At 44.9% G+C, this 23,536-nt stretch carries 24 protein-coding genes, 1 tRNA gene and 2 pseudogenes; 12 read left to right on the top strand and 15 right to left on the bottom strand.

All coding sequences use genetic code 11. The annotated features are described in order from the left end of the window. From VZ94_RS00005 to VZ94_RS00040, 9 genes and pseudogenes are all read left to right on the top strand, one after another. Nucleotides 1–401: PIN domain-containing protein (locus tag VZ94_RS00005; protein ID WP_045777639.1), on the top strand; the 401-nt coding region annotated here is incomplete at its 5' end. Further along, complete coding sequence (locus VZ94_RS00010) at nt 398–610, top strand: hypothetical protein (protein WP_045777640.1); 213 nt, start codon at nt 398–400, stop codon at nt 608–610. The genes VZ94_RS00005 and VZ94_RS00010, both read left to right, overlap by 4 nt. Nucleotides 611–671: 61 nt before the next feature. Beyond that, complete coding sequence (locus VZ94_RS29975; RefSeq protein WP_275575081.1) at nt 672–797, top strand: hypothetical protein; 126 nt, start codon at nt 672–674, stop codon at nt 795–797. Nucleotides 798–996: 199 nt separating this feature from the next. Next, the gene (locus tag VZ94_RS00015) at nt 997–1,458 is read left to right on the top strand and encodes a hypothetical protein (protein ID WP_045777641.1); all 462 of its coding nucleotides are present in this window, start codon (nt 997–999) and stop codon (nt 1,456–1,458) included. After that, nucleotides 1,451–1,759 carry a Fic/DOC family protein gene (locus VZ94_RS29980; RefSeq protein WP_204368959.1) on the top strand — a complete coding sequence of 103 codons (309 nt, stop codon included), beginning with the start codon at nt 1,451–1,453 and terminating at the stop codon, nt 1,757–1,759. Before VZ94_RS00015 ends, VZ94_RS29980 begins: the two co-directional genes overlap by 8 nt. Next, nucleotides 1,659–2,042, top strand: coding sequence for a Fic/DOC family protein (locus VZ94_RS29985; protein WP_275575082.1), 384 nt, complete (start codon nt 1,659–1,661; stop codon nt 2,040–2,042). The genes VZ94_RS29980 and VZ94_RS29985 overlap by 101 nt, the downstream gene beginning before the upstream one ends. Nucleotides 2,043–2,533: 491 nt before the next feature. After that, a protein-coding gene (locus tag VZ94_RS00030; RefSeq protein WP_109867633.1) for an IS3 family transposase occupies nt 2,534–4,044 on the top strand; the annotation gives its coding sequence in 2 pieces (ribosomal slippage) (nt 2,534–2,972 and nt 2,972–4,044; 1,512 coding nt in all). Nucleotides 4,045–4,090: 46 nt separating this feature from the next. Continuing rightward, nucleotides 4,091–4,786 (top strand): glyoxalase III HchA, encoded by a 696-nt coding sequence (gene hchA / locus VZ94_RS00035; RefSeq protein ID WP_204368963.1) that lies wholly within the window; start codon nt 4,091–4,093, stop codon nt 4,784–4,786. 139 nt (nt 4,787–4,925) lie between these two features. Next, nucleotides 4,926–5,381: pseudogene (locus tag VZ94_RS00040) on the top strand (type I restriction enzyme endonuclease domain-containing protein); the annotation flags it as partial. 104 nt (nt 5,382–5,485) lie between these two features. Here VZ94_RS00040 and VZ94_RS00045 read toward each other — a convergent pair. From VZ94_RS00045 to VZ94_RS00085, 10 genes are all read right to left on the bottom strand, one after another. Further along, nucleotides 5,486–5,562: transfer RNA gene (locus VZ94_RS00045), tRNA-Arg, on the bottom strand. Nucleotides 5,563–5,580: 18 nt separating this feature from the next. Then, entirely contained in the window at nt 5,581–5,994 is a 414-nt protein-coding gene (locus tag VZ94_RS00050; RefSeq protein WP_239649509.1) for a hypothetical protein, read from the bottom strand. A gap of 7 nt (nt 5,995–6,001) precedes the next feature. Next, the gene (locus tag VZ94_RS00055) at nt 6,002–6,733 is read right to left on the bottom strand and encodes an ABC transporter ATP-binding protein (RefSeq protein WP_045777645.1); all 732 of its coding nucleotides are present in this window, start codon (nt 6,731–6,733) and stop codon (nt 6,002–6,004) included. After that, entirely contained in the window at nt 6,730–7,029 is a 300-nt protein-coding gene (locus tag VZ94_RS31345) for an ABC transporter permease subunit (protein ID WP_338040166.1), read from the bottom strand. Before VZ94_RS31345 ends, VZ94_RS00055 begins: the two co-directional genes overlap by 4 nt. Continuing rightward, nucleotides 7,013–7,477, bottom strand: coding sequence for an ABC transporter permease (locus VZ94_RS31350; RefSeq protein ID WP_338040167.1), 465 nt, complete (start codon nt 7,475–7,477; stop codon nt 7,013–7,015). Before VZ94_RS31350 ends, VZ94_RS31345 begins: the two co-directional genes overlap by 17 nt. Nucleotides 7,478–7,489: 12 nt before the next feature. Further along, nucleotides 7,490–8,449 carry an ABC transporter substrate-binding protein gene (locus VZ94_RS00065; RefSeq protein WP_239649510.1) on the bottom strand — a complete coding sequence of 320 codons (960 nt, stop codon included), beginning with the start codon at nt 8,447–8,449 and terminating at the stop codon, nt 7,490–7,492. Then, on the bottom strand, nt 8,446–9,234 hold the full coding sequence (gene lpxA / locus VZ94_RS00070; protein WP_045777646.1) for an acyl-ACP--UDP-N-acetylglucosamine O-acyltransferase: 789 nt from the start codon (nt 9,232–9,234) through the stop codon (nt 8,446–8,448). Before lpxA ends, VZ94_RS00065 begins: the two co-directional genes overlap by 4 nt. Before the next feature lie 3 nt (nt 9,235–9,237). After that, the gene (xerD, locus tag VZ94_RS00075; protein WP_045777647.1) at nt 9,238–10,122 is read right to left on the bottom strand and encodes a site-specific tyrosine recombinase XerD; all 885 of its coding nucleotides are present in this window, start codon (nt 10,120–10,122) and stop codon (nt 9,238–9,240) included. Between the two features lie 34 nt (nt 10,123–10,156). Continuing rightward, nucleotides 10,157–10,660: a methylated-DNA--[protein]-cysteine S-methyltransferase gene (locus VZ94_RS00080; RefSeq protein ID WP_157844816.1), complete on the bottom strand. Its 504-nt coding sequence runs from the start codon at nt 10,658–10,660 to the stop codon at nt 10,157–10,159. A gap of 11 nt (nt 10,661–10,671) precedes the next feature. Continuing rightward, entirely contained in the window at nt 10,672–12,003 is a 1,332-nt protein-coding gene (locus tag VZ94_RS00085) for a UDP-glucose dehydrogenase family protein (RefSeq protein WP_045777648.1), read from the bottom strand. A 516-nt stretch (nt 12,004–12,519) separates the two neighbouring features. On the opposite strand from VZ94_RS00085, the gene VZ94_RS00090 reads away from it, so the two are divergent. From VZ94_RS00090 to VZ94_RS29990, 3 genes are read left to right on the top strand one after another with little or no spacing between them, the layout of a single operon-like run. After that, nucleotides 12,520–12,852 (top strand): hypothetical protein, encoded by a 333-nt coding sequence (locus VZ94_RS00090; RefSeq protein WP_131655421.1) that lies wholly within the window; start codon nt 12,520–12,522, stop codon nt 12,850–12,852. Continuing rightward, nucleotides 12,800–15,511, top strand: coding sequence for a diguanylate cyclase domain-containing protein (locus VZ94_RS00095; protein ID WP_052700056.1), 2,712 nt, complete (start codon nt 12,800–12,802; stop codon nt 15,509–15,511). Before VZ94_RS00090 ends, VZ94_RS00095 begins: the two co-directional genes overlap by 53 nt. 34 nt (nt 15,512–15,545) lie before the next feature. Then, entirely contained in the window at nt 15,546–15,968 is a 423-nt protein-coding gene (locus tag VZ94_RS29990; RefSeq protein WP_275575084.1) for an EAL domain-containing protein, read from the top strand. A 76-nt stretch (nt 15,969–16,044) separates the two neighbouring features. Here VZ94_RS29990 and VZ94_RS00100 read toward each other — a convergent pair whose 3' ends face one another. From VZ94_RS00100 to recA, 5 genes and pseudogenes are all read right to left on the bottom strand, one after another. Continuing rightward, the gene (locus tag VZ94_RS00100; protein ID WP_045777650.1) at nt 16,045–18,273 is read right to left on the bottom strand and encodes a heavy metal translocating P-type ATPase; all 2,229 of its coding nucleotides are present in this window, start codon (nt 18,271–18,273) and stop codon (nt 16,045–16,047) included. Nucleotides 18,274–18,354: 81 nt separating this feature from the next. Beyond that, on the bottom strand, nt 18,355–19,059 hold the full coding sequence (locus VZ94_RS00105; protein WP_045777651.1) for a hypothetical protein: 705 nt from the start codon (nt 19,057–19,059) through the stop codon (nt 18,355–18,357). A gap of 119 nt (nt 19,060–19,178) precedes the next feature. Then, nucleotides 19,179–21,787, bottom strand: a pseudogene (gene alaS / locus VZ94_RS00110) (alanine--tRNA ligase). A gap of 8 nt (nt 21,788–21,795) precedes the next feature. Then, nucleotides 21,796–22,080: a regulatory protein RecX gene (locus VZ94_RS27550; RefSeq protein WP_239649511.1), complete on the bottom strand. Its 285-nt coding sequence runs from the start codon at nt 22,078–22,080 to the stop codon at nt 21,796–21,798. 193 nt (nt 22,081–22,273) lie between these two features. Next, complete coding sequence (recA, locus tag VZ94_RS00120; protein ID WP_045777652.1) at nt 22,274–23,347, bottom strand: recombinase RecA; 1,074 nt, start codon at nt 23,345–23,347, stop codon at nt 22,274–22,276. Nucleotides 23,348–23,536: the final 189 nt, after the last annotated feature.

Genomic DNA, 23,536 nt, shown 5'->3' on the forward strand with positions numbered 1-23,536 from the left:
TGGACAACCAGACTCATCCTCGCATCAGAGTCGAAACGGAAGCGGTATATGCTCTATTGGCAATAGTACAAGCCAAGGAACTCATCCTGCTCGATTCAGAGGCGCTACGCTATGAAATAGCGCGAATCCCTGATGAAACAAGACAAAATGAGACTCTCGCGCTACTATCACTTGCCTCTGAGCATCTGCAAATCACTGATGAAGTAGAAACCTTAGCTATCAGCTTCGAGCAGAGAGGACTTAGAGCGATGGACGCTATCCATCTAGCCCTCGCGTCAACGGCAAAAGCCGACTATTTCTGTACCTGCGATGACAAGTTATACCGTAAAGCGACTATTATCCAGGGTTTAAACTGCAACGTTATTACCCTATTGAGCCTTATCCCGGAAGTTATTAAATGACTGTTCAAATCCATCCCCTTAAAGAAATCAGCAATCGAGCCCAATATGTTCTTATTCGAGAGCTGGGTGTTGTTGATACCCTACGCTTCCTTAATCAGTTTCGTGCAGGTAGTGGTGACTATACAAAAGAGAGAGAAGAATTATTCAAAGATGAATCTGTTAAAAGTATCGTGGCGAAAATTAAGTCCCAAAGAAACATCAATCCGTAAGACAGTCATGTAGAGTGCATTCCATGCACCAAAAAACCTACGCGCTTACCGAGGAATAAACATGTGGCAAGACCCGATTGTTACCGAAACCCGCTCCCTCAGAGACGAATATGCACGCCAGTTCAATTACGATGCCGACGCTATTTTTGAAGACCTGATGGCAACTCGTAAGACGGTTTCGCGTTAGCAAACCGTCATCAACGAAGCGGATGATGTTGCAAAAAAAAGAACCGATGGTGGTTTGCCTATCGGCGAAACCACCCTACGTGCTGAAACTTTCTAATTTCTTGTTAAGCACACCTTCGTTACCTTAGCGTTTACGTTGAAAAGTTGCATAATGGCTTAAAATAATGATCAAGTTGGTTTATTTAGCATGAAAACAAAAAGTGATACTTAAAGCATCTAATGTTCAGGAGCTGAAATCATTTGGTTTCTATTGCGACATCAAGGATGCAATAGAAAAAGAAATTGATATTAAGTTAGGAGTCAATAGCTGGGCTTCATTATTTGAAAAAATAAAATCCTTAGAAGAAAAAGTCCAATCTAACAAAGAGGTTATACTGTCGACATACAGGGAAGGTAACTTTAAGGAGACGAAGAAGAAAGTTTCAGAAGTTCTTGGGCTCAAGATAAAGGCCAGAAGCTGGAATAAGTTAAAAAGCAAGATTGAGCGTATCATCGACGTACTTTACTTAAGTGATTTTGATCCATACGAACACTACGAGAAGACAAAGTTAAAGAAATTCAAGAACAGTTCAAAGCTTGAAGGCATTGAAATCGAAATTCCAAGCGAAAAAAACTCTCTGGCTAGTGTGCTAGCAAAGTATAGAAGACCATCAAATGGATAAGTATGACGCAGCAAATGACCTTTACTGCTATAAAGGAACAATCACATTAAAGAACAAGCTCAATATCCGAGAAATAGACGAACTTGAGCAAGCGGAAAGGGAGATTACCGCAATAACAGTTAGTAGAATTAAATTCAGTCGCCCACCATATGATTTAAACTACATGAAACTTCTCCATCGCCAACTGTTTTCTGATCTATATGAATGGGCTGGTGAGTTGCGTAGCGTCAATATCTCAAAAGGAGGGACTCGATTTTGTAATTGCGGACGGATCGTGGCCGAGTCTCAGAGACTTTTTTAAAGATTTAAGTGAAGATAATTGGCTAAAAAACCTGTCAACACATGAGTTTTGCGAAAAGCTTGCTGAGTACTACTGCGAGTTCAACATGATACATCCTTTTCGAGAGGGCAATGGTAGAGTTCAGCGCCTGTTATTTGAGCATCTTGCTTTAGCTGCTGGTTATGATCTTGATTGGGAAGATGTACAGCCAAACGAGTGGATTCAAGCCAATATCGACGGTGTAGCTGTTAATTACGAACCCATGGCAAGAATTTTCAAGCGCATAGTCACGGCTTGTGAATGATGCGCATAACAAAGCATTGCAGCGGACAGGCCGCTGAACCCATAAAACGGTTTCGCGCTAGCAAACCGTCATCAACGAAGCGAATCATGTTGCCAAAAACAAATAAATGTCGATAGCATGTATCAACGCGGTAAGGGAATCGCCAGTAGCAAACCGCTATTTCTGCCAACACCTACACGCTACTAACCCTGACGCGAACAACGCCACGCACTCCGAAACCACCAATTAACTAAGCCATGTCAACACAAACCGATAATCTAAGTAAAGAACCAACACCTGACTTGGCCGAGCACAACGCGTTTTTTCCATCGCCTTATTCGCTCAGCCAATATACCGCTCCAAAAACCGACTTCGACGGCACGACTTATCCTAACCCTTACACCGGAGGAAAGTGGAAAGTGCTCATGATCGCCACCGACGAGCGGTACATCCTCATCCCTATGTGTCAGGATAGATGTCGCCCCTCCTCATCCATCCAACGAGAAGCGACTATGAAAAACAGCTATACTAACGACTTCAAAGAACAAGCGATTATAAAAGCCTTACAGCGAGGCGATAAGACCTTAGAAACGATAGCCAATGAACTCAATGTCAGTTGTGGCACCCTAAAAGAGTGGTTAAAAACCAAGAGAAAAACCATGTCTACACCTGCTAGCCCTAAAAGTCCATCGAACTGGACACGAGAAGAGCGTTTGAATGCATTAATCGAAAGTGCAACACTCAAGGACGAAAGTTTAAACGCGTATTGCCGAGAACGCGGTCTATTTACGCATCACTTATCGACCTGGAAAGCCGAGTTCATTACGGAACCCAGCGTAAAGCTAAGCGATAAAAGTGTGCTGGCAGAAAACAAACAGCTCAAAAAAGAGCTGCTGCGTAAAGACAAAGCACTGGCGGAAACGGCGGCACTATTGGTGCTACAAAAAAAGTACCACGCGTTCTGGGAAGAAAAGGCCTGATGATAGCGCACCCAGAACGCCAGCAAATCGTTAATGACTTCATCCTGGCAGTACGCCAAGGCGCACGTAAAGACAAGGCGGCCGAAATCATCGGACTCAGCTTAAGATGCTTACAACGTTGGCAAAAACCAGAGCACATCCCCGAGGATAAGCGGTGTCAACGGGTGTTTGTACCACGCAACCGCTTAGGTGATGACGAACGCCAAAAAGTACTCACGTTGGCCAACCAGGATGACTTCAAAGACAAAACACCGCATCAAATCGTGCCTATCTTAGCTGATCGCGGGCTTTATGTGGCCTCGGAATCGACCTGGTACTGCATCCTCAAAGCGGCAGGTCAGCTGAGCCATCGCCATAACAGCCAGCCGCGCACGGTCACTAAGCCCAAGGCATTAATCGCCAACGCGCCTAAACAAGTGTTTAGCTGGGACATCACCTACTTGGCCACGCCGGTCCAAGGCCAGTACTACTACTTATACCTAGTGATGGACGTGTTTAGCCGCATGATCGTAGGTTGGCAGGTTTATGAGTGTGAAAGCAGCGAACTGGCTGCGGATCTAATGACCGACATCTATCACAACCAAAGTCTCATGCCCGGTCAAGCCACCTTGCACTCCGATAATGGCGCACCGATGAAAGGCGCGACGTTGCTTGCTACCTTGCAACGACTTGGCGTGGCACCATCGAAAAGTCGGCCGTCGGTCAGTAATGACAACCCTTACTCGGAATCCTTGTTCAAGACCATGAAATATAACCACATTTATCCGAGCCAGCCGTTCGCCACCATCAAGGATGCTCGTGCTTGGGTCGGTGTATTTGCTCAGTGGTACAACCATGAACATCGCCACAGCGGTATTCAGTTTGTCACGCCAGCGCAACGTCATCATGGCGAGGACAAGACCATTTTGGCGCGACGTCATGCGGTATATCAACAAGCCAAAGCGGAGCATCCTGAACGATGGACGGGCGAAACCAGAGACTGGGAATGGCAACACGAGGTAGCGTTAAACCCTGAGAAATTAAATATGAATGTTCGTCAGTAGCGTTATTTTACTATCTACTAATTATATATACTAGGCGACAACTAGCTTGACACTTACCGTCATGCAGAACGGCAGGATGTTCTCCACCGGAAACCACCCCGTGGAAATGCTATTGCCTATTTATCACCTTGATGCCGCTGGTTTCGAAATCGAGGTCGCCACCCTTTCAGGCAATGCGGTGAAACTCGAAATGTGGGCGATGCCGAGTGAAGACGAGGCAGTGAATTTTATCTATCAGAAATACCTGCCCAAGCTTAAACAGCCTACCAAGCTCTCCGAGCTCATGTCCACAGTCAACGCACCAGACTCGCCCTACATTGCTGTCTTCATTCCCGGTGGCCACGGCATACTCGCAGGCATCCCCGAAAGCCGCGAGGTCGGCGATGTATTGCGCTGGTTCACCACCAACGACCGTTTTGTCATTACACTCTGTCACGGTCCCGCCTGTTTACTCGCCGCAGCGATTGACGAGGAAAGCGACGCTTACACTTACAAAGGCTACGACATTTGCGTTTTCCCTGACAGCCTCGATGAAGGGGCTAATATTGCCATCGGGTATATGCCAGGGCGGCTTCCATGGCTTGTTGGCGCTAAACTTAAAGAACTTGGCGTAAATATTCTCAACAATGGCATCACGGGGCAGGTTCACCAGGATCGCAAACTTCTCACCGGCGATAGCCCCTTAGCTTCCCATAATCTTGGGAAACTCGCAGCCAATGCTTTGCTCGAAGCAGCCAGGTAGGGTGCATTCCATGCACCAAAAAATGTATAACATATTGCTTTATCAAGTATTTTTTGACTCAGGTACACCGCCACTGACCACAGTTAAGCTACTTTGGAGTACAAAGCTTGCTTTGTGCGGTGTTTAAAAGGCGCGAGCCAGAAAAAACCTGGTTCAAAGCCGGTCGTTACTGGAAATGCTGGAAATCTCTATCAAGAAATATCAAAACAAAATATTAACTGCAGCTGAAGTTATTGAAGAGCTGCTCAAGATGAGTAAGGAAATCGTCGCCTCGGATGACAATGCCATAAACATGGGGCTAACCGATTTTGAATACGCGTTTTACACCGCTGTCGCGAGTAACGACAGCGCTAGAGAGCTGATGCAACAGGAACAATTACGCGAGCTGGCTGTTGTGCTGACGCAGAAAGTCAGAGAAAATGCTTCTATTGATTGGACGATTAAAGAAAGCGTTAGAGCGAAACTAAAGGTCATCATCAGACGTACTTTACGACTTTATGGCTATCGACCAGACATGCAATTGTTGGCTACTGAAACCGTACTCAAGCAGGCCGAAATGATTGCCGATGAAATAGCCACTGCATCATGTCTATAAATGAGTCAGTTAGAGTATTTTGAGCTTTGTTACACAATAAAAACCCGCTAAGCCATACAGCTTGCGGGTTTTTAGATTTTATTTGCTCTCTTGGCACTGATGTTTGGCGCCCTAAGGCGGAGTCGAACCGCCGACCTGTCCCTTAGGAGGGGACCGCTCTATCCTACTGAGCTATCAGGGCTACATGTCTTGTTATATGCTAAGGGTAAATAACTTTTGGCTTAAAGTAAGCAGCTGGATATTTTGGATCGTCTTTTACTTCTTCTTCGGCGGGGGCTTGTGATTGTGCCGCTAATTCTTTATCGATATAAACAACTTTGGCTTCAAAATTAGCTGCTGGATATTTAGGGTCAAATTCTGATGCCGGTGCAGATTGCGCTACGAGGTCTTTATCGGCATAGATAACCGTCGGTTGAAAATCTGACGCCGGGTATTTGTCGCTGCCCGTAGCCAAAACAAGAGGACTTAACGCGATTAAGCTCAGCGCAAGCGCTGACTGAATGGTATGACTCATCATTAAATTGTTCTCCCAAGTTATAGTGACATTCGGCGCAGCCGAATCCTTCGAAGTATCGATGATTTTACAATAATTGGCAACCGTTTTTACTGTCATATTTTATTCACAAATAAGTCATGAATGCTGAACATTCACTTTTTAATTGTTGCCGAAAAGCTTCGATTAAAGCTTCGTCCTCTCTATCGGCTCTGGCAATCGGGACTGGAATTTGCGCAATAACCCGCATGGGATTAGCCGACAAAAAAATCAGCTTATCAGCTAACGCAATGGCATCGCGCAAATCGTGAGTGACTAATAACACCGTGTGCGGTCTATGTTGCCATAATTTAAGCAGTAAGCTTCTAACTTGTCTCGCAGTGGCGGCATCTAGCGACACAAACGGTTCATCCATCAGCAATAACGCTGGGTTAATCGCAAATGCGCGTATTATCGCAACTCGCCTGGCCATGCCTAACGATAACCGTTCGGGATATTCGTGTTGCACTTGAGTTAATTGCATATCGGCTAATAAGTCATCAATATCTTGCCCATTAACGACACCTGGGAACACTAACTCTATATTTTTACGCACCGTACACCACGGCAATAAACGAGGATTTTGGAACACATAGCCAATGTTAAACGCGGGATGCTGTGTATTAGTGATGCTGCCGACATAGTCTTTATCGATGCCTGCGATGATGTTTAACAACGTGGTTTTGCCACACCCAGAAGGTCCGACTAAACAAACAAATTCACCGGCACTCAGTGTTAAGTCTAAATCGGCAATGGTCGCGCTTGCATGAGGTAAATCCTGATAACTTTTACGCTTAATCGAAATATGAATATCGTTCATCGACGCCACGTTAATGATTTTCTATCTAATGGTTTTAATAACACGAGTTCTAGCAACTGTATCATGACCACAAACGCTAAGGTATACGCCATAATGCTGGCAACATCGAATAATTGGAAAAACACATGCAGCTGATAGCCTATGCCGTTACTACGACCTAAAAGTTCAACCACTAAAATAATTTTCCAAGTTAACGCCAGACCAGAACGCACCGCTGTCATCACGAAAGGATGTAGCTGTGGCCAGATAACATAAAGCAGTGTTTTACGCTTACTGAAGTTAAAACATCTGGCCATTTCTACTAAGTCTTGATCGAGCGCACGCGCGCCTTCGCGTAAGGTGACAATGACGTTTTGGCAGTTTATTAATCACTACGGCGAGTATCGCGGCAGACTCGACTAAACCAAACCAGACATAACATAAAATAATCGTCACCAGGGCCGGTATGTTTAAGAACACAATCAGCCATTGGTCAAAAAAGGCATTAATGTTTTGATAACGACCTAACACAATGCCGATACTACAGCCGAGTAGCATTGCGATAGTAAAACTGACTAGCAGTCTTACTAAGGTCATGCCTAAATGATACGGAAGCTGACCTGATTGCACAGCCGCCCAAAATACGGTAGCTACGGCTTTAGGTGTCGGTAACACCGGGCTGTTTAAATCGTCGGCGGCTATTTGCCAAACCGCAAGTAATACCAGTATCGACAATACCGGCAATAAGTTATGCCATTGCTTCAAACGAGTTGCTTTTTAAGGTTGAGTCCAGAAGGTATCGGTTTGTAGGTGTTCTGATGAGCCAGTCAACTGGCCGTGGCTGGTTTCATGTAAAACCTTATAAATCTGCTGAGCGGCTTGCTGCTGGGCAGCGCCCCATTGCTCAACCCTGCCCTCGCAATAACGTTGACGTAATTTTTGTTGTGTCACTACGTCATCGGTTAGCGTGAGCGGTAAGATTTTTTGCCAGGCTTTATCATCGGTGCATAAATGGTCTTTAGCCTTATGCGCGGCAGCAAAAAAACTTTGTAACGCTGCCGTATGCTGTTTAGCCCAACTTTGCTTAAACACATAGCCTAAACTAGGCACAGACTCGCTAATGCCTAAGCCTTGTTGAATCTCTTTACCAGTCAATAGTACTTTATAACCTTGCGCTTCTAATTTCGCCGCAAAATTCCAATACGTTAAAATCGCATCAATACGGCCTTGCTTGATTTGTTCGTTTAATAGCGGTGGCGCTGCATAGATTTTTTCCACTGTATTCGCTAACGCAATACCTTGCTTTTGCGCCAAGGCTTGCAATAACAACCAGTTTTTATCTAACTCACCTCCTGCAATACCCAGTTTTTTTCCGGATAAGTCGCTTAACGTATGAATAGGGCTGCCTGTTTTGACTAATAACGCGCCAGTCATATCGGAATATGGATAAAACGTTAGCTCCATACCTGATGCGCGTTGCCGGTTAACCCATAACCAATCAGAAACAATCATATCGACACCGCCAGATTGTAAGGCAATCTTACCGGCTTCAGGACTGGCTAGCGTTTGTTTATCAAGCTCAAATTCAGGATGTGGCGTCGAAGCTAGCTCAGCCAATTCCCATTCAGCCGTACCCGATGCTTGCACACCTATTCTAAGCTTGGTGGTCTCTGCAGAAACCGTTAGCGAAACTACACCGAGTGCTAATACATATAAAATCACTTTGGCTAACATCATTCTTGTTCTCTCTTAGCTGATGAATCAACAAACCCATGTACGCCGCGTTTAGACTTAACCGCCAGCCATTGTTTTAATAAGGCTAGCTCTTCTGTCTCTGTTAATGCGTCTAAACTCTGACGACTTTTCAATAACCTAACCGCTGAGGCCAATACAGCATAGCGCTCACCGGTAATGCCGTTGCGACGTAAACCTACGGTGTTTAATTTATAATGTCTACCTGGCGCACCGCCAATAATCATAAACGGCATGGCATCCATCGATAAGCCGGCTAAGCCGCGCACCATTGCAAACGAACCTACCCGGCAAAATTGATGTACCACAGAACCGCCGCCCATAAACACATGGTCACCAATCTGCACATGGCCACCGATGGCGACATTATTGGCAAAAATGGTTTTATTACCGACGTCGCAATCATGCGCGACATGGCTATTATTCATAAAATAACATTGGTTACCGATTCGAGTGCTTTGCTCTGGCTTAGTCGCTCTATGCGCGGTAAAGCCTTCGCGAAACACATTTCTTTCACCGACGTGTAACCAGGTCACGGTATCTGGAGCAAAATTGATGTCTTGTGGTAATCCACCGAGTACCGCATGAGCATGTAACACATTGCCCACCCCCAGATGCGTATAGGAATGCACCACTGCATGTGGACCTATCACACAACCTGAACCTATTTTAGTATGGGCTTCGATAACCGCAAATGCGCCAATACTGACATCATCGGCAAGTTCAGCTTGCTCAGAAATATAGGCGGTAGGATGAATTTTTTGCGTCATTGTTTATCCTCTAGGATGAAATTGCGTATGCAACTCTTGTAAACGGGCATTAGCAATATGGGTGTAAATTTGTGTGCTTGATAAATCCGCATGACCTAGCAGCATTTGCACGACGCGTAAATCAGCGCCGTGATTTAATAAATGGGTAGCAAACGCATGTCTTAAAGTATGCGGCGACAACGGTTTATTGATACCGGCTTTCAAAGCGTAACGTTTAATAATGTACCAAAACGCTTGCCTAGTCATCGCATCCGCGCGATTGGTGATAAATAAAAAATCCGATTGGCGATTAGCCAATAAATTCGGCCTAGCGGCTACTAAATAGCGTTCCAGCCATGTAATCGCCTCTTCACCGATAGGGACTAAACGGTCTTTATTACCTTTACCGGTGACTCTTAATACGCCTTGTCTTAAACTGACTTGCTCGAATTTCAACGTAATCAGTTCAGTCACCCTCAGCCCTGTGGCATAAAGCAGCTCTAACATAGCTTTATCACGAATACCTAAATCTAACGCCACTTCAGGCGCTGCCAATAACGCATCGACGTCGTTCTCTGATAACGAATTAGGCAAATATTTGCCTATTCTTGGCGCAATGATTAAGGCGCTAGGATCGGCTTCTAAGCGATTTTCCAATACGCAATAGGCATAAAACCGTCGAATACTCGATAAAAATCGCGCAGCCGTGCGGTTGCTTATTTGGGTATCGTACAAATGCGCTAAAAAGCCAGTAATTTTGGCATAATCAACTGTTAACAATGACTCGCCGTTTAACCAATCGGAAAAAATGCGTAAGTCACTGCGATACGCCGATAAAGTGTTTTCGCTAAGGCCTTGCTCCAACCAAACCGCATCTAAAAATAAATCAATCAGTTCAGAATTTATCATTCAGGCTGTCATGCAATTGGCGTCATTCGAGCTGTCATTTACGGGTTTCAAAAGCAAGCAATTGTTGTTTAATATCGACAAAACCGCCAGTCAGCTCACCACAATAACCGCCTAAGCCGTTTTTAGCAACTATGCGATGACAAGGAATGAATAAAGGATAAGGATTAGCGCGTAACGCATTACCAACCGCGCGGGGTGAAGAATTGAGCCGCTTCGCTAGCTCAGCATAAGTTAAGGTCTGTCCTGCTGGAATAGTGGTTAAGGCCTGCCAAACCGATTGTTGATACGGCGTACCTTGACGTAGCAACTTTATAGCGATACTGACTTCAGGGTTCTGCCAATGAGCATTCAGTTGAATTTGCAATAACGACGTTATTTGCTTACTGTTATCCGGTTGGCTGTCATCAGATGCGGACTGAAAACACCAATCCACATCTACGATGACATTATTTTTATGCTGTACCTTTAAACTAGCGACCTGAGTGGTTAAATAACTAACCACCACTTCGCCATCGACATCAGCGACCCAATCCGGCACAAAAGGCATAATTAAACGGATTGACCTCGACCAATACCGTAATACGTCAAGCCGATTTTTTTCAACAACGGTGGATGGTATAAATTTCTGCCATCAAAAATAACCGCATCGGCCAGCGTCGCTTTAATATGGTCAAAATCAGGACTCCAGAAGTTTTTCCATTCAGTCACAACGACTAGCGCATCCGCGCCTATTAACGCCTCCTCAGAACTTTCAACTAACTTTAAGCCTGGTTTATCACCATAAATACGCTTAGCTTCTTTCATTGCTTCTGGGTCAAACGCTTGCACCTGCGCACCTGCATCAATCAGCGCCTCAATCAACACGCGACTAGGCGCTTCTCGCATATCATCGGTTTTAGGCTTAAACGCTAAGCCCCATAACGCAAATACCTTACCGCTTATATCGCCATGATAATGTTTCATAATCTTTTGAAACAACACTTGTTTTTGTCGGCTATTGACATTTTCGACTGCCGATAATAATTCAGAATGATAGCCCATTAGCTTAGCTGTGCGCTCTAATGCTTTCACATCCTTAGGAAAACACGAGCCGCCATAACCACAGCCCGGATAAATAAACGAATAGCCAATCCGTGTATCCGAGCCAATTCCGTTTCTAACATGCTCAATATCAGCACCTAATAAATCAGCCATATTGGCCAATTCATTCATAAAGCTAATCCGCGTCGCGAGCATCGCATTCGCGGCATATTTCGTCAGCTCGGCTGAGCGCACATCCATAGTAATAATACGCTCGTGATTACGGTTAAACGGCGCATACAAAGCTTTCAATAACTCTGCTGTTCTAGGATTATCTGTGCCAACAATAATCCGATCTGGTTTCATAAAATCATTAATCGCCGCGCCTTCTTTCAAAAACTCAGGGTTAGACACCACATCAAAGTCTACGTCTGAACCACGTTGCTGCAACGTCTGCATAACAACTTCTTTAACTTTATCCGCCGTACCAACCGGCACTGTCGATTTATCAACGATTATCTTATAACTTTCCATATTCTCGGCGATAGATTTAGCAACCGCTAATACATATTGCAAATCCGCCGCACCATCTTCATCAGGCGGTGTCCCAACAGCAATAAATTGAAAAATGCCATGATTGACAGCTTCAACGACATTAGTCGTAAATTTTAACCGTCCTGCGTGTTGGTTCTCTTTCACCAACGCGTCTAAGCCTGGCTCAAAAATAGGCACAATACCATTTTTCAAGTTATTAATTTTATTCTCATCGACATCGATACAAACCACATCGTTGCCCACTTCTGCTAGACAAACGCCTGTTACTAAACCCACATAACCAGAACCAAAAATGGTTACCTTCATAATAATATTCCAATAGATTAATCAAAAGACATGCCAATACAACTTATAGCGCAGAATGTTTACAGTTATGTTACGGCACATTGCTAAGCGATTACAAGCCTTCGGCGAAAGGGTTTTGATAGGTGATATACGATGACGATAACACGCTTACAAATTATGGCCACCAACGTAAGGCAGGAAGCAGATTTGTTTGCACGACGCTTTTGCTATCGCCAAAGAAAAACCGGCTACACACTTAAGACGGGATAGGGCGTTTAGAGCGAAGGTGTCGGCAGCAGGGATGCTGCCGCCAAGCCTACAGGGACGTATTTACGGCATCCTTCGTTCTGCATGACCTGTCCCGTCTCAAGTTGGTAACCGAAAAACCTTAACAAAATCCGCAGCCAAGCTCACAAACTCGCCGTTCTATCTGTGAACCAGTCCCCTGAACTCAATAGCATTCCGTGCAAAGCCTAAATTTTGTCTTTACAATGCCTGAAACTGCGAATTCGCAAGACCTGCCTCCGGTGATGTGCCATGAATGCTCTCTCAAATTTCCGCTGGTCGTTTTTATGCAAACTCATTGGCTTGATGTTTGTTTACACACTGATTAGCTATTATTCGTTAATAGGGTTTCCTAACTCTAGCCACATTAACATGATTAGTCTAATCAATGGCATCGCTTTAGCAGTCCATATTATCGGGGGTAAGAAATTTTTACCCAGTTTCTTTTTTGCGCTATTAGCGAGCGGACTTTGGGCTAATCATTCTGTTCCTTTAAGCCTGACGTATGCGCTAGGCTATACACTTGCTAACTTTGCGGGTTTTAAGCTGTTTCAGCATTATTGCCCACAAAATATGTTTAGATAACCCACAGCATTTTGTTAGCTTAGGTTTAAGCACTGTTTTTTCTGCGTTCATCAGTGCTGCAATAGGTATGGCAGGGACGTGGTGGTTAGGCATAGGTGTGATTACCAGCATGGCCTCGTTTATTAGTTGGTGGCAAAACGATACGTTAAGTCTCTTACTCACCTGCCCTCTTATTTTAATTTGGTATCAAAAACCTAAACATTTAATCGATTATCGTTGGTTAATCGAATTTTCAGTGTGTTTGTTATTGGCGTTACTAACCTGCCAACAATTATTTTTTGACCATTTCAACACTAGCGGATTACATGCATTTGCTAAACCCTATCTATTACTGGTCTATGTAATCTGGAGTGCGGTTCGTTGCGGCCGACATGCTACCTCATTGTTGTTAGCCGTTATTGCCGGTCACGCATTACTCGCACAATTTTATGTAGCAAACCTTAATGCCACGCTAGAAGCGCAACAAGCTATAGATGCGTGGAGTTTTTTGACCGTGCTGATATTCATAGGCTTGTTTTTGGCTTTATTAGTCAATCAACATAAAAAGTCCGAGCAAGAGCTCGCCTTATTGAGTTTTGGCATGGATCACATGAAAGATGCTGCGTATTTAATCAACGAAAAAGCTGAATTAATTTACGTGAATCAACAATTATGTGAAGCATTAAAATATTCTAAAGATGACTTATTAAGCCTTTCAGTATCTGATATAGACCCGATTTACCCTGTGAGCTTATGGCAAGAGAACTGGCATTTGCTTAAAGAGCATCAGTCCATTAAGTTTGAATCGGTACACAGAACCCGCGAGCAACAAATCTTTCCAGTAGAAATCAGTTATAACTATTTTGATTATCAAGGCAAAGGCTATAACCTCGCCTTAGCTAGAGATATTAGCGATATTAAACGTAACCAACAGCGAGAACGTTCGCGTAACCGTGTGCTAGAACTGCTTACAGAAGGCGCTACGATGCGTGATGTCTTAGATGTCATTGTGCGCTCGGTAGAGCAAGAAAATAGGGAATTACGCTGCAGTATTTTATTAATGGCCAATGACGGTAAACATTTATTACACGGCGTCGCCCCTAGCCTACCTGATTTCTACAACCAAGTTGTTCATAACTTAGCGATTGGCCCTGGTAAAGGCGCTTGCGGAACATCCGCATATACCGGTAAACGCACGATTACCGAAAATATCCAAACCAGTCCCGATTGGGAAGATTTTAAAGAATTAGCGCAACGCGCTTCATTAGCCTCTTGTTGGTCTGAGCCAATCATTAGTCAATCGGGGAAAATTCTAGGTACGTTTGCTATTTATAATCACAAACCGAAAATTCCTAGTGACGCTGAAATTCAATTAATCACGGGAGCCAGCCATTTAGCCTCGATTGCAATTGAACGCAGCCAAATCAATGAGGAATTGCAATTAGCCACGTTGGTTTATCAAAACACCAGTGAAGGCATGGTCATTACCGATGCGGACGGCAAAATCTTAAATTCCAATCCAGCGTATACATTGTTAACCGGCATACCGAAAGATGACATCATAGGCGAGCATTTTTGTAGGCTTAATCCAGGTTACCAAAATAATCCTGGCTATCAAGCGATATGGCAAGAATTATTAGAATCCGGTCAATGGCAAGGCGAGTTATGGAATCGACGCAAAAATGGCGAAATTTATGCTGAATGGTTAACGATTAACACCGTATATGATGAAGACAAACAACCGCATCGACGTGTCGCGTTAATATCTGATGTCAGTAAATTAAAAGAGTCAAAAGAATTAATCTGGCGCCAAGCTAATTTTGACCCATTAACCGGTTTACCCAACCGGCGCATGTTCCATGAGCGCTTACAACAAGAAATGAAAGAGGCTAATCGTAGCGGCAAAAGCTTAGCATTATTATTCATAGACCTAGACCACTTCAAAGAAGTGAATGACACATTAGGTCATTCTATGGGCGATGAGTTGTTAAAAGAAGCCGCAAAACGGCTAAGTAGCAGCATTCGAGACACCGATACCGTTTCTCGCTTAGGTGGCGATGAATTCACTATTATCTTAAATAAGATTGACAAACCGGGCTGTGTAGAGCGTATCGCACAAAATATATTAAGCAAACTGGCTGAGCCTTTTAATTTAGGCATAGATACCGCTTATGTCACTGGCAGCATAGGTATCACGGTTTATCCTACCGATGCTAAAGACCAAGAGTCATTAATCAAAAATGCTGACCAAGCCATGTATGCCGCGAAAGAGCATGGCCGTAATCATTTTCATTTTTTCACCATTGCCATGCAAGAAGTTGCACAAAATCGCATGCGCTTAGCCAATGACTTACGCCGAGCCATGGCAGAAAAGCAGTTAATGGTGGTTTACCAACCGATTGTCGAGCTAAGTACAGGTCAAATTCATAAAGCCGAAGCCCTGATACGCTGGCAACATCCTCAACGCGGCTTAATCGACCCCGGCGATTTCCTACCGTTAGCCGAGGATACAGGCGTCATGACACCGATTAGCCATTGGGTTTTTAATGAAGCAGCGATGCAAGTTAAACATTGGCAAACTTCGTTTAACAGACCATTCCAAATAACGCTTAATCTGTCATCTAGCCAATTTAGAAACAACGAAGACTATTACCAAACGCTGGCTGGATTTAATTGCTGAACTGCAATTACCGAAAAACAGCTTAGCGATAGAAATCTCAGAATCGTTGTTAATGGACACGCGCAGAACCATTAGCAAACAATTGTTAAAACTACGCGACTCCGGTATACAAGTTGCGATTGATGGCTTTGGCACAGGTTATTCATCGCTGTCATTTATCAAAAAATTCGCAATTGACTATATCAAAATCGACCAGTCGTTTGTGCGTAACTTAGACAGTCAAGCGGGAGACTTACCTTTATGTGAAGCCATTATTGCTATGGCGCATAAGCTCAATATTAAAGTCATAGCCGAAGGCATAGAAACAGAACAACAACGAAGAATCTTAAGCGTAGCCGGTTGTGATTATGGTCAAGGCTTTTTATTTTCAAGGCCATTGCCAGTCTATGACTTTGGGAGCTTATTAGTGCATAACCACTTAAAGCAAAATACTGTTAATGCCGGCTACGCGCTTTAGACGGGACAGTGCTCTGCCCCCGCTTAAGTTGGTAGCCGCAATGTCCCCTCTAAAGCGCGTAGCCTTAAACTTCTACTTACCATTTTTGCCAACGTAAGCGGTTAGCATTAGTTACAACGGTTAACGAAGACATGGCCATTGCCGCACCAGCAATCATAGGGTTTAGCAATATGCCAAATAGAGGATAAAACAAACCGGCAGCGACAGGAATACTCAACGTGTTGTAGAAAAACGCGCCCAATAAGTTCTGCTTGATATTATTCACCGTAGCTTTTGACAGCCCTATGACCTCAGGCACTTTGAGTAACGAGCCTTGTAATAACACGACATCGGCGCTCTCAATCGCAACATCGGTACCAACCCCTATTGCTAAACCTACATCGGCTTGCGCTAACGCGGGTGCATCGTTAATACCGTCCCCCACCATGCCTACTTTCTCACCTTGTTGCTGTAAACGTTTAACCACGTCGGCTTTTTCACTGGGTAACACCTCTGCATACACGTCAGTAATACCTGCTTGCTCAGCGATGGCTTTAGCGGTAACGACATTATCGCCAGTAACCATATAGACATGAAGACCTAAGGCTTTAAGTTTAGCAACGGCCTGAGCCGAATCCGGTTTAATCGGGTCGGCAACTGCTATTATTCCAATCAGCTCTTGACCTAACGCTAATAACATGGGGGTTTGCCCAGCATGAGCTAAACGTTCAATAACGTCAGGCTCGGCTATTTGAACGCCCGCCGATTCCATTAATGCTTGGTTACCTAAATGCAATAATTGATTCTGATACACGCCACGCACGCCAAAACCAGGTAATGCGGTAAAGTCACTAACGCTTTCTAATGCTAAGTCGTGCTCTTTAGCTGCCGCTAAAATACTAGCCGCTAACGGATGTTCAGAACCTGCTTCTAAACTTGCCGCCAATTGCAACACGGTATTTTTATCCATGCTGGACAGAGCAAGTACTTGCATCACAACCGGCTTACCGGCTGTTACCGTGCCGGTCTTATCTAATAACACGCAAGTCAGCTTACCAGCGGTCTGTAGCGCATCACCATTACGAATCAATATACCGGCTTGCGCAGCTCTGCCTACCGCAACCATTACAGAAATCGGTGTTGCTAAACCTAGCGCACAAGGACAAGCAATCACTAAAACCGTCATCGCGGTAACAAACGCATAACCCAATGACGGCTCTGGGCCAAAGCTATACCAAACCAAAAAAGTTAATAACGCAATCGCTAACACAGCAGGCACGAAAACCGCAGCGATTTGATCGGCTAAACGCGCAATTTCAGGTTTGCTAGCTTGCGCTTGGCGCACACTGTTGATGATATGCGCTAACGCAGTATCCTTACCAATGCGCGTGGCTTTAAATAAAAAACTACCCATTTGATTAATTGTGCCCGCCGCGACTTCAGAACCTACGGTTTTTTCGACCGGTATAGCTTCACCCGTTAACATCGCTTCATCAACGCTAGAACGGCCTTCTAGCACAATACCATCGACAGGAATTTTCTCACCTGGCCTAACCCGCACCGTTTCATCTAAACCCACATGCTCAATCGGTATATCCACTTCGAGACCGTCACGAATCACTTTCGCAGTGCGCGGCTGCAAACCTAATAAACTACGCAACGCACCCGAAGTTTTACCGCGTGCACGAGTTTCTAAACCCGTCCCTAAATTAATAAAGGCTAAAATCACCACAGCGGCTTCAAAATATGCGTGTTTAGCTAACGGTGGCAAACTGCTGTAATAATCAAGCACCACACAGGAATAAAGCCAAGCCGCTCCCGTCCCTAAAGCGATTAACGTGTCCATATTCGCTTGTTTATGCGTCAGCGCCTTGATGGCTGCTTGATAAAAATGACCGCCAGAATAATATAAAACTGCAGCGCTTATCAGCGCTAATAAAGGCCACACCCAAGCGCCAGTCGAGCTATTAAAGTCAGGTAACCACGCAAAATGCTCGGCCAACATCAAAAGAACACCCAAGCCACCCGCAACCGCTGCTTTTTGCATTAACTCGCGATAACGCCGCATTTCATTAGCTTCCAACTCGGCGGGGTCTTCTAAACCTATCATCACTGCGGCGTCATAACCAGCGTCTTTAACCGCTTGCGTTAAGGTCTCAGCCGCAACCTCGCCATAAACCAGCGCGCTATGATCTGCAAAATTAACCGTTACGGCGGTAACACCCGGCACATTATTTAATGCTGTCTCTACTGAGCCTACGCAGCCGGCGCAACGCATACCTAAAATCGAAAGCCTTAATGCGTGAGTTTCATTATCGTCTGCCATACGTCACCTATGCTGTTATGTGTAGATCGGGTTAGCCTGTAGGATAGCAGAAGGCGTAACCCAACAATGCCTATTGTCCGGTTACCAAGCCCTGGGATGAAAATCTTGAGCATTAACAATGGCCGCTGAATTACCTGTCGCGCGAATGCTGAACAAACCTTGATTAACTGCCATGTCTTCAGCTCCCGCCACTGCGGTCAACCATGCCACGCCGCCATACAGCGTGCTATTGGCATAACGCGGTAACCAGTGCTTCATTTGCCCTAGTTTGTGCAGAAATTTTTTCACATCGTCTGGACGCAATGTGGTTTTGACCTCTATCACCACCACCTCATGACCGTTATGCGCCAGAATGTCGAATTCAAAGTTGCCACCGTCAGCACAGCGCCCTTTGAGACGGGTAGACGTATCGCTAATCGCAATGCCGCGTTGATTCAATATCTTGACCAAATCGCCTTCCACCAACGATTCCATCAAACGTCCCCATTGCGAAGTAAACAAGTCATTCAACTCGTTTATTTTACGGTCGGTTTCTTTGAACTGACGGTCAGTTTCTTTTTGGCTTTCACGCAGCTCTTGAAATTTACGATCCGTTTCTTTGAATTGACGATCCGTTTCTTTTTGGCTCTCACGCAGCTCTTGTATTAAAAAGCCGGTTTCTTTTTGACTCTCGCGCAACTCTTTAATTAAGCGGTCGGTTTCCTTAAGCTGTAGGCTATTTTCCGCTGAACTGCGCGCCACTTCACGGAACAACTCCCATACTTCATCGCGGGTTACAGTAGTCATCGTGCCACTCCTGCACTCAGTTTCAACCAAGAATTAATCTAAAAATCAAAGTATGACATACCAATACGTCGGGATTCGCTAGCGCTTTTATGCCGATTGGGTAAACCCGGTTTACAAACTTACAACCTAGCCCGCACCCATTCAAGCGCCTCTGCCAAAGCTTCGGGTAGCTTAGCGGGATTGGTACCACCTGCTTGCGCCATATCAGGACGTCCGCCGCCTTTACCGCCCACCTGTTGCGCGACAACATTGACTAATTCGCCGGCCTTAATTTTATCGGTTAAGTCTTTAGACACACCGGCAATTAAACTGACTTTGTCGCCCTCAACCACGGCTAATACCAGCACACAACTGCCTAGCTTGCTTTTTAGCTGATCTAACATCTCGCGCAAAGCTTTTGCTTCAACACCTTGCAAGTGCGTGACTAACACTTTCGCACCCGCAATATCTAACGCTTGGCTCAGTAAATCATTACCTTGCGAACTGGCTAATTTAGCGTTTAAACGCTCTAATTGTTTTTCTAAATCGCGAGTTTTTGCTAATAGCTGTTCCAACTTTTCAGGTGCTTTATCTGGAGCACTTTTTAGTAAAGCGGCTACTGCTGTTAAGGCTTGCTCACGCTGGTTTAGCCAGCTTAAGCAACCCGCACCGGTTACCGCTTCAATACGACGCACACCCGCAGCGACACCTGTTTCGCTAATGATTTTAAAACAACCAATATCACCGGTTCGTTTCACATGCGTACCACCGCATAATTCAATAGAGAAATCGCCCATTGTTAACACACGGACTTCATCACCGTATTTTTCGCCAAACAACGCCATAGCGCCCGCTTTTACCGCTTGGTCTTTGGCCATGACTTCAGCATTAACCAGATGATTAGCACGGATTTGCTCATTGACGACTTGCTCTAAAACGCTAATTTGCTCAGCGGTCACTGGTTCAAAATGGGAAAAATCAAAACGTAACCGTTCAGCATTGACTAACGAGCCTTTTTGCGCGACATGCTCTCCCAAGAGCTGTCTTAATGCCGCATGTAATAAATGCGTGGCTGAATGATTTAATTCCGTCGCATTGCGTTCGCTGGCATTAACCTGTGCCGTGCAGTGTTGCCCTACCCGCAAACTGCCTTGAGTCAGCTTACCTTTATGCAAAAATAAACTACCACCTTGTTTTTGCGTATCCACCACGTTAAAACAGGCTTGCCCACTACGCAGCTCACCGCTATCACCAACTTGACCACCTGATTCGGCATAAAATGGTGTTTTATTTAACACCACAATCCCTTCATCACCGGTATTCAACTGCTCGACAGCTTGGCCTTGATGATATAGCGCGATAATTTCTGCTTGCTCGTCTAATTGTTGATAACCGGTAAATTCAGTCTCAGAGTCTAGCTTAATGTCTTGGTCGTAATCCGCGCCGAAATGCCCCGCAGCACGAGCCCGCTCACGTTGTGCCGCCATTTCTTGCTCGAAACCAGCTTGATCGATGCTTAAACCATGTTCACGCGCAAAATCAGCGGTTAAATCGACAGGAAAACCATAGGTATCATACAGTTGGAATACGACATCGCCTGGAATAACGGCACTGGCTAATTTAGCAATGCACGCTTCCAATATTTTCATGCCCTGACCCAAGGTTTCGGCAAATCGTTGTTCTTCTTTTTGCAACACCCGCTCAACTTGCGCTTGTGCGGTAACTAACTCAGGATAAGCTTCCCCCATCACTGCCGCTAATGGCGCAACCAGTTTATAAAAAAAACGTCTCGGTAATGCCTAAGCGATAGCCGTGTCGCAACGCTCTGCGGATAATCCGGCGTAGTACATAGCCACGGCCTTCGTTAGACGGTAGCACACCATCGGTGATTAAAAACGCACACGAGCGAATATGATCGGCTATCACTCGTAACGAGCTATTATCAGTCGTCGTTAAACCCGCTAATTTAGCCGCTTCAGTTAATAAGGTTTGGAACAAATCAATCTGATAGTTGCTATGCACACCTTGCATAATAGCCGCAATACGCTCTAAGCCCATGCCGGTATCGACAGACGGTTTAGGCAACGGTGTTAACGTACCATCCGCCGCACGTTCGTACTGCATAAACACTAAGTTCCAAATTTCGATATAACGGTCGCCATCTTCATCAGGCGAACCCGGTGGCCCACCTGGAATATGCTCGCCATGGTCGTAAAAGATTTCAGTACACGGTCCACATGGCCCTACATCACCCATAGACCAAAAATTATCTTTTGTCGCAATACGTGAAAAACGCGTCGAATCAATACCTACATCGTTTAACCAAATCGCCTCGGCTTCGTGGTCTTCCGCATAAACCGTAACCCATAATTTACTGGACGGAATACCTAAGACGTCGGTTAAAAAACGTCCAAGCATAGTGAATCGCTTCTTTTTTGAAATAATCACCAAAGCTGAAATTGCCAAGCATTTCAAAAAACGTATGATGACGCGCAGTATAGCCAACATTTTCCAAATCATTATGCTTACCCCCAGCTCGCACACAACGCTGGCTAGTAGCCGCTGTTACATAAGGCCGTTGTTCGCGCCCTAAGAAAACATCTTTAAATTGCACCATACCCGCATTAGTGAATAACAACGTTGGGTCGTTACCCGGTATTAGCGAACTAGAAGGTTGGATGCTATGACCGCGTTGGCGGAAATAATCTAAAAATGCGGCGCGTAATTCTGCGCTAGACAATGTTTTCATAAAAGGTATCAGTAGTCAGTCGGTGAATAATGCAAGTATTGCTTGAATAGGGTTTGAATTTGCGTTGGCGTAAAGCCGCGTTGTTGTAAAAAACGGTAGCGTTTAGCTTTTTCTTGAGCGCTATCAGGTGGTTGTTTATATTTAGTGCAGTAAACTCGTTCGATAACGTCTTGCCAATTGTTCGCAAGCGTTGCTAACAGGTCATCGAGGTCATCAACGACTAGACCTCGATGCTGTAATTCGGCACGAATGGCTAATGGCCCATAGCCTTTTTTGTATGCGCTGGCGTGCATACATTTCGGCATAACGCGCATCATCTTGCCAACTACGCTGGCTAAGCTCATCTAGCACAGCGTCTATCAGGGTACGCGGAAAACGTTTTAGCCAAACATTTTGTCAACAATTCATAGCGGCCATGTTCGCGGCGCGCTAATAGCCTAATACAAAAACTACGAATTGCCGTCGTATCAGGCTGTTCAGGCATGATTATTGATCGTCGAACCCGGCCTCATCTAACGCCTCATCATCGAGTTCTGTGCTAGTGATGGCGGCTGCTTCACCCGCAGATTTTGCTAGCGCTTGTGCGCGAATTTTTTGTTCTAATTCACCAGCTTTATCAGGGTGTTCTTTTAAAAATTGTTTCGCGTTTTCTTTGCCCTGGCCTATTTTCTCGTTACCGTAGCTGTACCACGCGCCAGACTTTTGCACAAAGCCGTATTTAACGCCTAAATCAACTAACTCACCCATTAAAGAGATGCCTTCGCCGTATAAAATTTCAAATTCGGCTTCTTTAAAGGGCGGTGACACTTTATTTTTTACGACTTTAACGCGAGTTTCATTACCAATAATTTCGTCGCCTTTTTTAATGGCGCCGGTACGACGTATATCTAAGCGCACTGACGCGTAAAATTTAAGCGCATTACCACCGGTTGTAGTTTCAGGATTACCAAACATCACGCCAATCTTCATGCGGATTTGGTTAATAAAAATGACTAAGGTATTCGCGCGTTTAATATTAGCGGTCAGCTTGCGTAACGCTTGCGACATTAACCGGGCTTGTAAACCCATATGCGCATCGCCCATTTCACCTTCGATTTCAGCTTTTGGCGTTAACGCAGCAACTGAATCGACCACTACAACATCGACTGCGCCAGAACGTACTAACATATCGGTAATTTCTAAAGCTTGCTCGCCGGTATCCGGTTGCGATACCAATAAATCATCGACATTCACGCCGATTTTCTCAGCATAACCAGGATCTAATGCATGTTCTGCATCGACGAATGCCGCTGTACCCCCTAGTTTTTGCATTTGCGCAATCACTTGTAAGGTTAACGTGGTCTTACCCGACGATTCCGGCCCATAAATCTCAACGACTCGACCCCGTGGTAAACCGCCGCAGCCTAACGCAATATCTAAGCCTAAAGAACCGGTCGATACCACATCAATGTCACGCGCAGCAGCGGCAACATCGCCCATGCGCATCACTGAACCTTTACCAAACTGTTTTTCGATTTGCATCAGCGCTACAGAAAGCGCTTTCTTTTTGTTTTCGTCCATTCGCTTGCCTTTTGTGGTTTGAGATGTGAGACCGAAACCATGATAGTTAATGCCAAGTATTATTGCATACGCGTTCACTTTTCGATAGTGCTGAGCATAGGCTGAATAATACCCACTTTTAGCATTGCTATAACAGTACATCGACTAACAGCTCGTTGACTAAAAATATCATTATTGTTTTTCTTTTTT

This window comes from Methylocucumis oryzae, assembly GCF_000963695.1.
Taxonomy (GTDB): Bacteria; Pseudomonadota; Gammaproteobacteria; order Methylococcales; family Methylomonadaceae; genus Methylovulum; species Methylovulum oryzae.

What these genes read in the sequence shown, in the direction of transcription:
- VZ94_RS29985 (WP_275575082.1), top strand. Translation starts at nt 1,659, where the DNA reads ATGAATGGGCTGGTGAGTTGCGTAGCGTCAATATCTCAAAAGGAGGGA.
- VZ94_RS00065 (WP_239649510.1), bottom strand. Translation starts at nt 8,449, where the DNA reads ATGATGTTAGCCAAAGTGATTTTATATGTATTAGCACTCGGTGTAGTT.
- VZ94_RS29980 (WP_204368959.1), top strand. Translation starts at nt 1,451, where the DNA reads ATGGATAAGTATGACGCAGCAAATGACCTTTACTGCTATAAAGGAACA.
- VZ94_RS00085 (WP_045777648.1), bottom strand. Translation starts at nt 12,003, where the DNA reads ATGAAGGTAACCATTTTTGGTTCTGGTTATGTGGGTTTAGTAACAGGC.
- VZ94_RS00055 (WP_045777645.1), bottom strand. Translation starts at nt 6,733, where the DNA reads ATGAACGATATTCATATTTCGATTAAGCGTAAAAGTTATCAGGATTTA.
- VZ94_RS00105 (WP_045777651.1), bottom strand. Translation starts at nt 19,059, where the DNA reads ATGACTACTGTAACCCGCGATGAAGTATGGGAGTTGTTCCGTGAAGTG.
- VZ94_RS00090 (WP_131655421.1), top strand. Translation starts at nt 12,520, where the DNA reads ATGAATGCTCTCTCAAATTTCCGCTGGTCGTTTTTATGCAAACTCATT.
- xerD (WP_045777647.1), bottom strand. Translation starts at nt 10,122, where the DNA reads ATGATAAATTCTGAACTGATTGATTTATTTTTAGATGCGGTTTGGTTG.
- VZ94_RS31345 (WP_338040166.1), bottom strand. Translation starts at nt 7,029, where the DNA reads ATGGCCAGATGTTTTAACTTCAGTAAGCGTAAAACACTGCTTTATGTT.
- VZ94_RS27550 (WP_239649511.1), bottom strand. Translation starts at nt 22,080, where the DNA reads ATGCACGCCAGCGCATACAAAAAAGGCTATGGGCCATTAGCCATTCGT.
- VZ94_RS00100 (WP_045777650.1), bottom strand. Translation starts at nt 18,273, where the DNA reads ATGGCAGACGATAATGAAACTCACGCATTAAGGCTTTCGATTTTAGGT.
- lpxA (WP_045777646.1), bottom strand. Translation starts at nt 9,234, where the DNA reads ATGACGCAAAAAATTCATCCTACCGCCTATATTTCTGAGCAAGCTGAA.
- recA (WP_045777652.1), bottom strand. Translation starts at nt 23,347, where the DNA reads ATGGACGAAAACAAAAAGAAAGCGCTTTCTGTAGCGCTGATGCAAATC.
- VZ94_RS00050 (WP_239649509.1), bottom strand. Translation starts at nt 5,994, where the DNA reads ATGACAGTAAAAACGGTTGCCAATTATTGTAAAATCATCGATACTTCG.
- VZ94_RS00010 (WP_045777640.1), top strand. Translation starts at nt 398, where the DNA reads ATGACTGTTCAAATCCATCCCCTTAAAGAAATCAGCAATCGAGCCCAA.
- VZ94_RS29975 (WP_275575081.1), top strand. Translation starts at nt 672, where the DNA reads ATGTGGCAAGACCCGATTGTTACCGAAACCCGCTCCCTCAGAGACGAA.